General features: G+C 34.8%; 15 protein-coding genes and 4 pseudogenes. 5 read left to right on the top strand and 14 right to left on the bottom strand.

The window, feature by feature from the left end; translation table 11 throughout:
* Positions 1-131: 131 nt before the first annotated feature.
* On the top strand, positions 132-989 hold the full coding sequence (locus LRP84_RS13380; protein WP_230575533.1) for a peptidoglycan-N-acetylglucosamine deacetylase: 858 nt from the start codon (positions 132-134) through the stop codon (positions 987-989).
* Positions 990-1,026: 37 nt separating this feature from the next.
* On the opposite strand, the gene LRP84_RS13375 is transcribed toward LRP84_RS13380, so the two are convergent.
* The 3 genes and pseudogenes from LRP84_RS13375 to LRP84_RS13365 form a co-directional block, all read right to left on the bottom strand.
* Complete coding sequence (locus LRP84_RS13375; RefSeq protein ID WP_230575532.1) at positions 1,027-1,449, bottom strand: YfmQ family protein; 423 nt, start codon at positions 1,447-1,449, stop codon at positions 1,027-1,029.
* Positions 1,450-2,125: 676 nt separating this feature from the next.
* A pseudogene (locus LRP84_RS13370) lies at positions 2,126-2,331 on the bottom strand (hypothetical protein).
* 13 nt (positions 2,332-2,344) lie between these two features.
* Positions 2,345-2,542 carry a hypothetical protein gene (locus tag LRP84_RS13365; RefSeq protein WP_230575531.1) on the bottom strand — a complete coding sequence of 66 codons (198 nt, stop codon included), beginning with the start codon at positions 2,540-2,542 and terminating at the stop codon, positions 2,345-2,347.
* Between the two features lie 278 nt (positions 2,543-2,820).
* Here LRP84_RS13365 and LRP84_RS13360 point away from each other — a divergent pair, with 278 nt between their 5' ends.
* Entirely contained in the window at positions 2,821-2,934 is a 114-nt protein-coding gene (locus LRP84_RS13360) for a YjcZ family sporulation protein (RefSeq protein WP_090913000.1), read from the top strand.
* Between the two features lie 142 nt (positions 2,935-3,076).
* Here the strand turns inward: LRP84_RS13360 and LRP84_RS13355 are convergent, their stop codons facing one another.
* Entirely contained in the window at positions 3,077-3,220 is a 144-nt protein-coding gene (locus tag LRP84_RS13355) for a hypothetical protein (RefSeq protein WP_230575530.1), read from the bottom strand.
* Positions 3,221-3,315: 95 nt separating this feature from the next.
* On the opposite strand from LRP84_RS13355, the gene LRP84_RS13350 reads away from it, so the two are divergent.
* The gene (locus LRP84_RS13350; protein WP_230575529.1) at positions 3,316-3,771 is read left to right on the top strand and encodes a MarR family winged helix-turn-helix transcriptional regulator; all 456 of its coding nucleotides are present in this window, start codon (positions 3,316-3,318) and stop codon (positions 3,769-3,771) included.
* Positions 3,772-3,878: 107 nt separating this feature from the next.
* Here the strand turns inward: LRP84_RS13350 and LRP84_RS13345 are convergent, their stop codons facing one another.
* Entirely contained in the window at positions 3,879-4,100 is a 222-nt protein-coding gene (locus LRP84_RS13345; protein ID WP_230575528.1) for a hypothetical protein, read from the bottom strand.
* A 190-nt stretch (positions 4,101-4,290) separates the two neighbouring features.
* Here LRP84_RS13345 and LRP84_RS13340 point away from each other — a divergent pair, with 190 nt between their 5' ends.
* The gene (locus LRP84_RS13340; RefSeq protein WP_230575527.1) at positions 4,291-4,635 is read left to right on the top strand and encodes a phosphoglycolate phosphatase; all 345 of its coding nucleotides are present in this window, start codon (positions 4,291-4,293) and stop codon (positions 4,633-4,635) included.
* A gap of 76 nt (positions 4,636-4,711) precedes the next feature.
* Here LRP84_RS13340 and LRP84_RS13335 read toward each other — a convergent pair.
* A pseudogene (locus LRP84_RS13335) lies at positions 4,712-4,828 on the bottom strand (dUTP diphosphatase); the annotation flags it as partial.
* Positions 4,829-4,855: 27 nt separating this feature from the next.
* Here LRP84_RS13335 and LRP84_RS22455 point away from each other — a divergent pair.
* Positions 4,856-4,990 (top strand): annotated as a pseudogene (locus tag LRP84_RS22455) (site-specific integrase); the annotation flags it as partial.
* Positions 4,991-5,113: 123 nt separating this feature from the next.
* On the opposite strand, the pseudogene LRP84_RS13330 reads toward LRP84_RS22455, so the two are convergent.
* The 8 genes and pseudogenes from LRP84_RS13330 to LRP84_RS13295 all read right to left on the bottom strand — a co-directional run.
* Positions 5,114-5,379, bottom strand: a pseudogene (locus LRP84_RS13330) (type I glutamate--ammonia ligase); the annotation flags it as partial.
* A 46-nt stretch (positions 5,380-5,425) separates the two neighbouring features.
* Positions 5,426-7,228, bottom strand: coding sequence for an ABC transporter ATP-binding protein (locus LRP84_RS13325; protein WP_230575526.1), 1,803 nt, complete (start codon positions 7,226-7,228; stop codon positions 5,426-5,428).
* An 11-nt stretch (positions 7,229-7,239) separates the two neighbouring features.
* Positions 7,240-8,427 (bottom strand): nucleotidyltransferase domain-containing protein, encoded by a 1,188-nt coding sequence (locus LRP84_RS13320; protein ID WP_230575525.1) that lies wholly within the window; start codon positions 8,425-8,427, stop codon positions 7,240-7,242.
* Entirely contained in the window at positions 8,420-8,902 is a 483-nt protein-coding gene (locus LRP84_RS13315) for a lasso peptide biosynthesis B2 protein (protein ID WP_230575524.1), read from the bottom strand. Before LRP84_RS13315 ends, LRP84_RS13320 begins: the two co-directional genes overlap by 8 nt.
* 38 nt (positions 8,903-8,940) lie before the next feature.
* Positions 8,941-9,234, bottom strand: coding sequence for a lasso peptide biosynthesis PqqD family chaperone (locus LRP84_RS13310; RefSeq protein WP_230575523.1), 294 nt, complete (start codon positions 9,232-9,234; stop codon positions 8,941-8,943).
* Positions 9,235-10,167: an aldolase gene (locus LRP84_RS13305; RefSeq protein WP_230575522.1), complete on the bottom strand. Its 933-nt coding sequence runs from the start codon at positions 10,165-10,167 to the stop codon at positions 9,235-9,237.
* Between the two features lie 87 nt (positions 10,168-10,254).
* Positions 10,255-10,380 (bottom strand): paeninodin family lasso peptide, encoded by a 126-nt coding sequence (locus LRP84_RS13300; RefSeq protein ID WP_230575521.1) that lies wholly within the window; start codon positions 10,378-10,380, stop codon positions 10,255-10,257.
* 14 nt (positions 10,381-10,394) lie between these two features.
* Positions 10,395-12,332: a lasso peptide isopeptide bond-forming cyclase gene (locus tag LRP84_RS13295; protein WP_230575520.1), complete on the bottom strand. Its 1,938-nt coding sequence runs from the start codon at positions 12,330-12,332 to the stop codon at positions 10,395-10,397.
* Positions 12,333-12,533 lie beyond the last annotated feature (201 nt).

The following is a 12,533-nucleotide window of genomic DNA, read 5'->3' as shown; positions in this document are numbered from 1 at the left end:
AGATCTTACCACCCGTTAATACGGGTGAAAAACAAACTACTCACACTTTTTTCTTCCTTAACCAAACTGTAATCATTGGCATATAAAAATTTTAGAGAGATTTCTATCTTTTCTAAGGAGGTATTTCAATCATGTATTCTTTTTATCCACCCAAATTGGTATTTCCCTATCAGGGCACTCCCTACAATCATATTTCACGTTGTTTTCTTCCTTCAAAAATTTCATATCCATCAATTCAAAATCCATTTTATACTTTAGATTATATGAAATCAGTTCCTACTTCATCACAAGCCCCGTTTCCTTTTCAGGTTCAATCTAAGGAAGAAGCAACGAGAGGATCATGGACTCCTTTTCCCTGGGTTGAAAAATATGCATACGCTTTTGCAGGACCTTATAATAAATCCGAGGTGGCTCTCACGTTTGATGACGGTCCCGATCTCTTATATACTCCACAAGTGTTAGACAAATTAAAAAAACATAGTGTAAAAGCTACATTTTTTTTGCTAGGTGAAAATGCCGAAAGATATCCTGAAGTTGTAAAACGAATTGTTAACGAGGGACACATCGTGGGGAATCATACTTATAACCACCCTAACTTAGCAAAAATAAGTGATGAGCAATATCATGAACAAATTATAAAAACAGAAAACATATTACAAAAACTAATAGGATATTCTCCGAAACTAATCCGTCCGCCTTATGGCATTATAAATGAAGATCAAGTTAAGTGGGCTACTGAACAAAACTTTATGATTATTCAATGGAGTGTCGATACATTAGATTGGAAAGGGTTAAACGCTGAGGAAATTACCAACAAAGTATTAGGGAATACTTTCCCTGGAAGTATTCTCTTGCAACACTCTGCACCAGGTGGGAAACTACAAGGTTCTGTAAATGCCCTTGACCGATTTATTCCTGACCTTACATCTAAAGGCGCACGCTTTGTAACTCTTCCAAAAATGTTTAATACTTCAAAACAAAGAAAATAAAATTTCTATTTAAAAAGGACCGTCTTTGACGATCCTTTTAAACTACATCTCCCGTTACTAACATAGGACTTTTTTGAAGGCTATCGGAACGTAGGCTATACGCAACTACTTTCTTCTTGTTCTGTTTGAACACATCAACGTGATCGTTGTAACTGTATATAGAAAACCTAACATCTTTTTTGCCCCTCTTAGCATCAATGACCAATGGAGTCCCGCTGCTCTGTGGAGGAAAATAATATTTCTCTAAATATAACGCTTCGTTAAAATGATTAATAACTTGAATTTTATCTTCACCTTCTAAGCGTTTTCCGTCGATGGTTACGGTGACAGCAGCTTCATTAAGTTTTGGATGCAATTCAAATTTGCTGACAAACGATTCCACAACAGAGGTTGGAAGACTCGTCACTATTAATTTAATAGCAAAAAAAAGAATCAACGAAAGTATAAACCAGGTCGTCATATTTTATCATCTCCGTTACGTTCTAAAATAATATTTTTACATAACTCATATTTTGGATCAGCCGATAGACATGTAAAAACAGGTCATAATGATACATTATTTACCAACGGCTTACAATTTCTATATTATCATAGTGCAAATAGTAAATTTGTGTACATTATGTGAACCTTGTTAAAGTTATGAGGAAGTATCAACGGTAAATCAAGATTCCAACTAAATCCCATTTTCAATATCCTCCTACCAATTTTGCTATTCCCATTATATACCTAAATAAAAATAATAAATATTTTTTTAAAATTTCATAAAAAAACGCTAAAATAAGCGGTCTTCCTCCTCTACAGCTATGCCAAAAGCGTAGACAAAATTACCAAAAGCTTCATTTCTTACTTTGTAATCGCTTCCTTCTGATATATTGAGCTCTCCTAAAATTCGAAATCTATTTACCTTGTCTTTCAACATGTATTCTTGTATATTTTTTGTCACCTTCACTATCTAATCTTTACAACGCTCCATTCATGTAATTTATATAATCAATTCTTTCTTTCGTTTTGTTCACATTCTTTATAAATTTCCTATACGTTTCTATTGCATTAAGAACATTTTCTTTTATAGCACTTTCATTTAACAACAGGGGCTTAATCTTTCTTATTGATTCCTCACCTTCTCATTAAAAGATCTATTTCACCATCTTCAGAAATGTATCCAACGGCATAACCATCAACCACAGTTTTCTATCCGCCTTGATCGCTAATGCATCGGGCTGTTCCCGTTCATCGCACCAGAGAGCGGCACACAAGAACCTCCTATCAAACTTGCAAATTCACGTTCACGTCTTGCTCCTTTATCTCGTTGCTCTTTCCCATTATTAAATCTCCGTTTCATTAAACAAATTATTTTATATATCCCAAAAGTCACTATTTATATCACTGTTATATTTATATTCAATCTTTTCTTTTCCACACTTTTCACACTTATAAAAACTAGCTATCCTCATCTGCCCTGTTTTAAAATTTTCACTATCCTGAGTTTTAATGAATTTATATTTGTGTATACATTTAGGTTCTCTTACTTTATTCATCCATTTTCCTAACATAAAGTAATTACTCTCCTTTAGAGGATATTCCTCCTGCATTTCTACATTTAGAATATCCTACAAAAGATTTCCAATCAATGAACACGTTATCTTACTCTCTTTGCATCACACTTAACTCCTGATGTACAAAAGGATTATTTTGTTTAAAAAGCCTATTTTTTATTGACAACATACATGCACTCTTTAGCTCCACACCACATAATGTAATGTAAATCCGCTGGAATATCTATAACGACAGCCCTCATAGTTTGTTTCCTCACCAAAAGGAGGAATAGGTCATGGGTTTTGCTGGTTGTGGTGGCTTCGGCGGCGGCTTCGCCTTACTGATTGTGTTATTTATCTTATTAATCATAATCGGTTGTAGTTGTTTTGGAGGTGGATTTGGCTGCTGATGCTAAGAGAAGGCACTCAATTTGAGTGTCTTTTCTTATTGAATTGATACTTCCATCCGCATACTTTTCCACAACCTGCACATACTACAAACAGACAACTCCATGTATTGCATCTTTGAGCCTACTTTTCCATTGAGAGCAGTTAGCTTTTGCTAGCTGCTCTTTTATTTCTCTCCTGCTCTTGTTTCTTGAAAAACTCTTTAACTGCATTTTCCCAATAAGTACCCATTATCCATTCCCCTTTACTACAAAATGAAATTTTTATCAGGCCTTCTATCGATAGCATTTATTGACTTCTCCCTCGAATTGATTCATAGTAAAATAGTTCAATTATGAATCATTCCGTTATGAACATCGCTAAAAAGAAAGGAAATTAATAATATGAGTGTAAAAAATCAAAGTTTCAAACAAGTAGGAGAAGTTGTCCAATCCTTTGTAACAATAAACAAAGAAATTATAAAATTCACACATCAAAACGCCTCCAGTTTAGGATTAACTGTACAACAAATGGGTATCTTAAACACAATTTATGCAATTCCTAATATTACCCTTAAAGACATTTCAGAACGTCTTTCAGCTCCTAAAAGTACAGTGAGTGTAAATGTAGATGAGTTAGTTAATCTAGGATTAATCGAGCGAAAACAATCACAAGAAGATCGTAGAGAAATAAAATTAAAAGTAACAACAAAAGGTCAAGAGGTATCAAAGAAATCCATTGAAAACTCTACTTCCTATAAAGCGATGGCACTAGCACTAGAACAACTTCAGGAAGAAGATATTCAAACATTATTACGCATTCATAAAGATTTATTAGTTTCTCTACAGCAGTTCCATTAATTCGTACGAATCATTTTGAACACCATATCTAATTTTTGTTTTCCAAGTAATTGAACAGTTAACATATGTTAACTGTTCTTGTGTTTAAAATAGCGTTTTTGTTCAAATTAATTCAGATACGTTTCTTCCTCTTGCACTGTCACTTTAACCATTATTACTTGGCCATTTATCTTTCTTGTTACATTTCCTGCACTTTGTTCACTTTCGAATTTATGAGCAAATTGCTTTGCACCAGTAAGCTCAATTACATCAAACGGATTATGCATATCTTCTAATGCAGCATCATTTACAAACAAATGGTTCAACTTTACTAAATAGTAATCTTTCATCTTTCATTCTCCTTCTCTACAAGATAACTATTTTATTAAGTATTCATTTGACTAACTTTTTCTAAAAACCTTACAAATTTGTAATACTATCATCACCTTTTGCAATAGTAAAAACGTTTCCCGAACTATAGAATACAAAGTGTTAATATTGAAACTAAAATAGTAAAACAAATTTGAAAGGTGAACTTTAATGAAAAGAATCTTATTACATCCTTTATTTGTATTTTGTAGTATTATAATTCTGGTCCCAGCTATATGGATGTATTGCGTCATAGATCGCGGTATGCCAAAAGAATTTAGTCAAGGGGCATGGCCCAAAACAGAAGAAACAGCTAAAAAAGCAACTATCGAACACTTTAAAAAAGAAAAGAATGTTGATATTGTAATTGATAAGATTAGTTTGTCAGGTGAGTATGCGACACATGAAATTTATATAGATGGGCATGTTGCTGGCAATGAACAGCAAAAAATCTCTGCTACTGTAAACTCTGCTGAGAACTATAAAGTTAAAGATACATCTGAAAAACTAAGTTAAAACTGACGAGCAGTTAGCTGATGCTAACTGCTCTTTTAGTTAAAATAACGCTTTGGTTTAGTTTTCTTTTTTTAGATTTGTCGTTTCCTTTATATCCAATACGCTTGTCCAATTCCTTTTGCATTCCAAACAGTTCGCTAATATCAAATGTTTGTTTCATTTCTTCTGGTGAAATTACATGTAACCGAATCATTATAGGTTCACTCCAAATCCAAATTTAAGTATGAAATACATCCAGGATCGTTTAGGACATAAAAATATCGAAATCACTTCGAATGTTTATTCACATATCAGTGACAAGATTAATAAAGATTCCATCGCTGAATTCGAAGCATATATGAATGATGTTTTAGGTAAAAAAATTTTTTCCGATTTTTTGTGGCTGTTTTGTGGCTGTTTTTCTTTTCACATCTCAAACATCGATTTAGCCACAAAAAGAAAAAAGCCCCGATACCAGTAGTATCAAGGCCTCTCACTCTTAGTAAAGAGTCATATATTGATCGCGTTCCCATTGGTGAACTTGCGTGCGGAACATACCCCACTCAATTTTTTTGCTTCGATGAAACGCTCAGGTAAATGATCGCCTAACGCATCGCAAGTAACTTCATTTTATTTTAATTCATTTAGTGCTTGTGCTAATGTAGCTGGTAAATCAACGATACTTGCTTTTTCACGCTCTTCTGGTATTATTACGCAAACGACGTTGCGATCTACTTCAGCTAGTACCGCTAGTTTATTTTTAATTCAGTCAAGATCCGCTGTTAATAATCACCTTTATTTCTTCCTATCTTTAGACACTAACTTCTACTTGAGTTCCTAACAGTTTACTAAACATACCTCTTTTTTCTTTTGCTAATTGGTGAAATGCCCCTTTTTGAACGATTTCTCCCTTGTCTAATACAATCACCTGGTCAGCATTGCGAATCGTTGATAACCGATGGGCAATAACGATAATAGTCATCGTTCCCTTTAACCTTTCTAGTGCAGCTTGAATTTTCGCTTCATTTTCCGTATCTAGAGCACTAGTAGCCTCATCTAAAACGAGAATCGAAGGTTTTCGTAAAATAGCCCGCGCTAGCACAAGTCGTTGCCGTTCTCCTCCAGAAAGCCTAACTCCACGATCTCCAATGAGTGTATCAAGCCCTTGCGGAAGCCTCCTAACAAATTCAGCTGCTGCTGAAAACTCCAACGCCTCCCAAATTTGTTCTTCACTTGCATCCGGTTCAATCATTAGCAAATTTTCTCTTATACTTGCATTAAATAGAAATGGATCCTGCGGTACATAGCTAATGGACCTTCTTAATGACAATAAATTATCACTTGTAAGAGGAGTACTATCTATTAATACTTGTCCTTTTTCCGGCTGCATGAGTCCCATTAAAATATCAATCAATGTACTTTTTCCAGCACCCGAACGTCCGACAATAGCTGTCATACAATTAGATGGAATTTGTAAGTTAACATTTTGAAGAGCATATAAGGATTCTTTTTGATTGTAACGGAAATATACGTTCCGGCATTCAATCCCTTTTTCTATAGACATTGGTTTTACACATTTATAGCATTGTTCTATATCTTGCAATTCCGCTGCTTCCTTGCATTCCTCCTGCAATTCTATTAAAGACTTAAAAGCGGGAATACTTGCAGCAAGTTGTTCTAGGTTAGACTGAATGCTTGTAAATCGCGGCCATAGTCTAGAGAAAATAAGAACTATTAACAATAGTTGCTCTGATTGGGCATGAAACAACGTCACAGATAAAAAAATAAAAACTACAATTAGAACAGCCAATGAAATTTTATAAAAAAGCTGAGAAGCTGACCTTATTTCCATGTATTCAATTTGTTCGTCAGTCATTTTTCTCGTTAAGGAGCGCAACCATATTAACTGTGATCCTTCTAAAGTATTACTTTTTATATCTTTAATCCCATTAAAATGGTCTGTTATACCTGAAAGATAACTTTGTGCTAACTCAGATGTTTTGCTCCCTAGTATTCTAGCTTTTTTAATGAAAATACGAGAAACGATTGAAAAGAACAAACCACAAAATAAAACAAATATAGTTATTTGAATAGATAACCAGAAAGCAATGCAAATCTGCATGAAGGTAAAAACGATAGAAGCTAAAAGCTGCAAAACAAGATTAATCCCATAGCTAACACGTGCTAATTCTGAAGTTAATGTATTTATAAGATCAGTTTTCCTTTTTTCTAGAAAAAAACTCCACTTCACCTGCAAAATAGCACTATAAATGTCCAATCTTAACTGCCGAGTAAAGCCTTGTTGAATTTTCACATCTCGAATGGTTAAATTTCTTTGTAAAAGGTTTTGACTAACGACTACTAAAATGTATATACCTAGAATAAAAGATAAACTAGTTGCCTTAGGAACTTCCTGCAAAAATTTAAAAATAAACGAAATGGGAGAATCCTCCCCCCCCATATTGACAATTCCACTCATGCTTATCATAGGAATTAATAAAAGAAGCCCTATACCTTCAAGCAAACTAATCAAAACCATTCCAAAAAGATTCACATAAAGAATTCTTCCTGAAAAAGACTGCAATTGCTTCATAAAATATAAAATATGTTTCATTTTTATCCCCCTTATGTTAAAGCGTGTTTCCTTGTTTTCCTCCAGAAGCATAAAAAAGGACGTAAAGGAAAATACAAAAAGTGAAGGGGTTTAGGTAGTGGTAACGTTTTAGCGTCAATGGGATAAGGATAAAGATAACTCATAATAAATAAAAACTTTTGTCGATTTGACATTAATGAAAATAAATGTCGACTGTGATACGCAGCTACTTCATCTGGAACAGGATCTGTATGCAGATTTATCATTTGTTTAATATAAAATAGCGCATCTTGCGCCAATTGTCTGGACCGCCTCTGTTCTGTCAACACTTTCATTTCTTCAGGGATTGTTGCATTTAAAAGCTCAGCAGATAGAATTAGTGCTTGTCCTCCTACATGCCCACATTGATATTTTTCGAATAACTTTTTAACTTCTTTCCAATCGAGCCCTTGCTTTACCATTTGGTTTATATCTACTAACCAACGCAGTCTAGACCATCCATGACGTGCTCCATGAGAAACAAGAAATAGAAACAAGTCCTCACTTCCTAATAAGTACACAGGATAACTCGTAAGCGGGCTTTTTCGTTTTTGTTCCCACAGTTTCTCAAAACTTGGTTCCTTTCCAGGACCAGGATTTAGCCTCCAATGAATTTCAAGTTTGATTTTCTTTTGAGGATGGAAAAATGTTATATGATGATGTCTCCATTTCCAGTCATTTAATATCGTTTGAATATAATCATCTTTCACGTAGCCCTGCTCTAAAAGAAGGCTTTCCGCTTCTTCTAGCTTATGAATAGGAATCAGAATATCCAAATCACAGGATGTCCGCAAAGAGATATCTCCGTAAAGATCATAAGCAAGCACTGGTCCTTTTAAAAAAAGGGTACGAATCTCATTTTCGGTAAACAGTTTACTTACTTGTTCCATTTCAGCACTTAAATGCAGCATTTGAAACGTATTTTTTTTAAACAATCGATACAGAGTTTGAACAACATGTGAAGGAATCAATTTTTCATCTATCTTTTTCACCTTTGAATAAATAAATGAATAGACGCGATGATGCATTACTAGTTCAAGAAATTTATTCCAATCAATGTCTATAAACCATTTATTGCTGTTCACTGGCATGGCATCGTCATCTTTCAATTTCAAAACTTCAAGCAAGAATTTTAATTCCTTAGACATAAATTCCACATCGATACTAAAATCATTACTCATTGTATTCTCCTTTAGTAGTTTCCTCGCTTATCCTCTTTGCAAATTTTCCAACGACAGTAAATTTCTCCATTCCTTCCGATCCAGTAACATAAAAAGGACCGCTACGTAACCATGCATGCGCAATCAATTTTTCATTATCATCCTTAGCGGTTCCTAAATAAAGAGTACTTTCAATTTGACGTTTCTCGAGCATCTTCATCCCAGCTATCGCCTTAACAAGGCATTGGCTTTCCCAAAACGTATAACGGCTCATAATATGTATGGCATGAGACACATTCTTTAATACCTCTCTGTGTAACTGAATGTGAGTAAAAGGTGTTTCATTCATGTGATCGCCTAAAGAAGGTGCAACTTTAGAAAATGGTATACTTTTAAGAACACGAGCCCATCCTAAAAAAATAAAAGCCTCTAAAAATAAAAGCTTTGTTTTCGTATTCAACGATAAAAATATTCTTAACTTTTTCACAATGTTCATGAATCCCTTCCTAACAAATCTAGTAAAAAGATATAAAACTAATCTTCAATATGAATTAAATTCTCTTTGAATAAAAGTTCTAAAAAGGAAAGAACTTGTTCTTCACACTCTATTCGTTCTACATTATAATTGGATATTAACGTAGTAACCAACCGAGCAACCGTGATTGGCTCTTCAATAAGATCCCATATTTCTCCTCCCATTTCACCCAAATTGTAGTACTTTCCTTTTTGAACATTCAACATTACTTTTTCTCCATCCATATCGCTTACGATGTTTCCTTTACTTTGTACAACCTGGCACTCTAAGGAAATCTTTTGAGCATTAATCATCTATATTCCTCCTTTATTTAAAGAACTTAAAATGAGAGACACAAGTTCGTGAGCTGTAAATCTTGAAGTCGGACGTTGTAATTGGAACATATCAATTTTATTTACCATATTTGCAGAATTTGCAAAATGCCATTCCATCAATCCTAAACGTGGGATTAAAAAGTTGCGAAATGTATGCCGAAATAAGGTGTGCAAACGCTCAAGTCCTTCTGTTCGAAGAATTTCAATGCTTTCATTCTCCGTTTTAACTAGTTCAATCACACCTGCGAGAGGCAATGGATCAGCAAAAAATTGGGAAGATACAGGTACAGCATACTTCGTTTCTCTTTCAAACAACGGGCGATAGAGTGTTGTTTCCATTCCAAGCCCATTTAAGCTTTCCTGCCATAACTTTTGCTGCGGATAAGATGGCATAACAAGTGGAGAATTTTCATATGAAAGAGACACAGCAATCACATCATCACTTAAAAGTTGATATCCTTTACACAAAAATGCTGAAGCAAGCGTTGATTTTCCAGCCCCTGAATCACCTACCAAAGCATAAGCCTTTCCATCAATGGCTATCGCACTTCCATGTAATGGGAGTATTTTTCTCTGTATTAATAACGCTCCCATACAAGTTCCAAGAATATAAAGCCGTATTTTATCTTCTTCCACCCCTGGCATAGGTGAAAAAATAATTTTTTTTCCTTCTTGTATAGAAAATATAGCAGTATGAGGGACCCGAAACATCACTACATTTTCTTCAACAACAAACCTTTGTTGTTGCTCAGCAGTATATTTACGCCATTGTCCAGATAAATCGGCAATTTCAATTGTGATATCTGCCATATCCTTCTGTTCACTCATTTGAGGTAATTCTGGTAGAGGAATTTCGCTTACTATTCTTAATCCGAAAGCTTTATATGCCACATTTCTTACGGTATTTATCATCATGCTCACTCCACATTTTCAACAAAATTATTTTTAAAGCCCTTATATGGTTTCAAGCTATATAAGGGCTTTAAAATTTTTCATAATTTAGCTATACTTCACAGGATCATCCGGATCAGGTTGAACAGCGTCAGGAGTTTTATGTCCAGGTCCAGCCATGGTCATGTTCATATCAAGCACTTCTAGTACTGGTTTTTGCCACTCTTTTTTCATGATATCACCCCCTTTCAGGTAAAATTTTTTATAAACCGATGAACGATTAGACTACGCATTAAAATTCTAAAATCTAAATCAAATGCATATTCTGGCCGCGGTTCCTCTCGAATCTTTAAAATTGCTGCTTTAATTACTTCTACATTTAGAAATTCAGAGATTATAGGATCTGTGCTAAGCTGTTGAAGTTCCTCAATAAATTTATTCCAAGCAGGAGTCATACGATACACTCCGTCTGCCCCCTGAACACCTCGAACCCGTTGGTTTAACCTAACCTTATCAGGCAGATAGTTTTTTGTTGCTCTTCGAATAAGCGCCCGATCTAAACCATTTTGGACATATTGCTCTTCCGGAACTGATAAACAAAATTGAATCATTCGTAAATCATTCGTTGGGTCACGATCCCATAAAGAGTAACGTAGAGATAATTTCGTTCCATACGTCCCATTTATACTCCAATAATACAATTGCTCAAACTGTTGCTTTTTCATATCATATGCAGTTGAAATAGAGGAACCAGTGATATCGATATCATGCTCTTTGAGTTTATCTAAAACATTCATTTTTTTTGCAAATTCTGGGTTGATTATTACGGGAAAAAGGCTTTGTTCTTCAGATGAAAATACCTGATTTAAAAATGGAAATGCCTTTTTTCTTACTACTGCGAAGACTCTCGATTTTTTTACCCCTATGTTTCTACTATATAAATGCAGCTCACGGAAAAAGCGAATCCAACGCAGCCTTTTCAAAAGCATAGCTTGATAGTCTAAAACAGGGCCCCATGATACTGTCCAATTACCTCTTTGTCCACTCAGAAGTACACCTATTCCTTGCTGATGCGCTTCTTCATAAACCCCCTTCAACCAAAAAGTATTCTCAAAAAATTTATATGGCATCTCTAATGTTTCAAGCCAATCATCAACTTCTGATAAGGGACTTCTTCCTGCAAAATCCAAATAGTGATCCTTTATATTTCCAACATGCTGTACAGTCGATTGAATAAAAGGTCTTTCATCAGCTACTCTACCTTTATGTGTCCAATCTACAAAGCCCTCTACCGGGATATAACTAAACGTATGTAATTTCTTATTCTCCTTGCGCAAATCTCCTGAAGCAAAGCTAACAACAGAACCTGAATCCAGTCCTCCGCTCAAATGAGCTCCTACTTGATGGTGAGTGCGTAAACGCGCCTTTACCGCACTTTGATATACCTCCCGAAATGCTTCTTCATATTCTTCATTTGACTTGAGCCGAAGCATTTCTCCAGCAATCGGTGTGTAATATCTCAAAAGTGTTACTCTGCCGTCCTTCACCGAGATAATATGCGAAGGAGGTACCTGTTCTATATGTTTATAAACTGTTAAAGAAGGATCTACCGATTCGAAATTCACTGGTATAGCTAAAAATTCAGCAAGCCATTGCTCGTTCAGCGCCTTCTCGATATATGGTAAAGTAAATAATGGCTTTATAATCGTACAAAAAGCAAACCGTTGCTGGCCACGATAAAAATAAAGAGTCCGACTCCCAGAAAAGTCCCTTGCTCCAAACAGTTTCTGGTTTCTCTCATCCCAAATCATAAAAGCAAAATCGCCTACTAAATACTTAGGAGTTTCTTCTCCCCACTTTTGATAGGAGAGCAAGATTAATTCGCTGTCTGTCATCCTTTTTCTATCGGCGTATTCCACTTGTAGCCTTTCAAATAACTCATCACGATTATCAATAATGGCATCTGCTGTAATCGCTAATTGTCTTTCGTAATCATAAAAAGGCATTTGTTCACCAATGGACTCTGGTGTAATCCATTGTGCGTGACAACCGAGGAAGACGTTATCTTTGTGCCATATTTGAACATCATCAGCAGGATATTTTTGCAAATCCTTCATTAATCTTGTACCGTGCTCAATCGATATAGGCTCATCATTAAAATGTAAAATCCCTGTTATAGCACTCATTTTTTCCTCCCATTATGCAACAAGTAAATAAAAGCCTATTTAGATAAATAACCGTTAATATGTGGTTGAATTCCTGCATTGTGTTACGTTGTTTTTGTTCTTTTTAAAGAACTTAAGTTTTTTCTTCAGTAAATTACCAATTAAATGCTACGAATTAATATTAATATTACTATCTACTTTTTATTATATAGATATTTTTTC

Source organism: Bacillus rhizoplanae (assembly GCF_917563915.1).
Classification (GTDB): Bacteria; Bacillota; Bacilli; order Bacillales; family Bacillaceae_G; genus Bacillus_A; species Bacillus_A rhizoplanae.
This window is presented reverse-complemented; position numbering and strand designations above follow the sequence as displayed.

Excerpts from the sequence above, each read along its gene's own strand:
- LRP84_RS13380 (WP_230575533.1), top strand. The coding sequence starts at position 132 with ATGTATTCTTTTTATCCACCCAAATTGGTATTTCCCTATCAGGGCACT.
- LRP84_RS13375 (WP_230575532.1), bottom strand. The coding sequence starts at position 1,449 with ATGACGACCTGGTTTATACTTTCGTTGATTCTTTTTTTTGCTATTAAA.
- LRP84_RS13365 (WP_230575531.1), bottom strand. The coding sequence starts at position 2,542 with ATGTTAGGAAAATGGATGAATAAAGTAAGAGAACCTAAATGTATACAC.
- LRP84_RS13360 (WP_090913000.1), top strand. The coding sequence starts at position 2,821 with ATGGGTTTTGCTGGTTGTGGTGGCTTCGGCGGCGGCTTCGCCTTACTG.
- LRP84_RS13355 (WP_230575530.1), bottom strand. The coding sequence starts at position 3,220 with ATGCTATCGATAGAAGGCCTGATAAAAATTTCATTTTGTAGTAAAGGG.
- LRP84_RS13350 (WP_230575529.1), top strand. The coding sequence starts at position 3,316 with ATGAGTGTAAAAAATCAAAGTTTCAAACAAGTAGGAGAAGTTGTCCAA.
- LRP84_RS13345 (WP_230575528.1), bottom strand. The coding sequence starts at position 4,100 with ATGAAAGATTACTATTTAGTAAAGTTGAACCATTTGTTTGTAAATGAT.
- LRP84_RS13340 (WP_230575527.1), top strand. The coding sequence starts at position 4,291 with ATGAAAAGAATCTTATTACATCCTTTATTTGTATTTTGTAGTATTATA.
- LRP84_RS13325 (WP_230575526.1), bottom strand. The coding sequence starts at position 7,228 with ATGAAACATATTTTATATTTTATGAAGCAATTGCAGTCTTTTTCAGGA.
- LRP84_RS13320 (WP_230575525.1), bottom strand. The coding sequence starts at position 8,427 with ATGAGTAATGATTTTAGTATCGATGTGGAATTTATGTCTAAGGAATTA.
- LRP84_RS13315 (WP_230575524.1), bottom strand. The coding sequence starts at position 8,902 with ATGAACATTGTGAAAAAGTTAAGAATATTTTTATCGTTGAATACGAAA.
- LRP84_RS13310 (WP_230575523.1), bottom strand. The coding sequence starts at position 9,234 with ATGATTAATGCTCAAAAGATTTCCTTAGAGTGCCAGGTTGTACAAAGT.
- LRP84_RS13305 (WP_230575522.1), bottom strand. The coding sequence starts at position 10,167 with ATGATAAATACCGTAAGAAATGTGGCATATAAAGCTTTCGGATTAAGA.
- LRP84_RS13300 (WP_230575521.1), bottom strand. The coding sequence starts at position 10,380 with ATGAAAAAAGAGTGGCAAAAACCAGTACTAGAAGTGCTTGATATGAAC.
- LRP84_RS13295 (WP_230575520.1), bottom strand. The coding sequence starts at position 12,332 with ATGAGTGCTATAACAGGGATTTTACATTTTAATGATGAGCCTATATCG.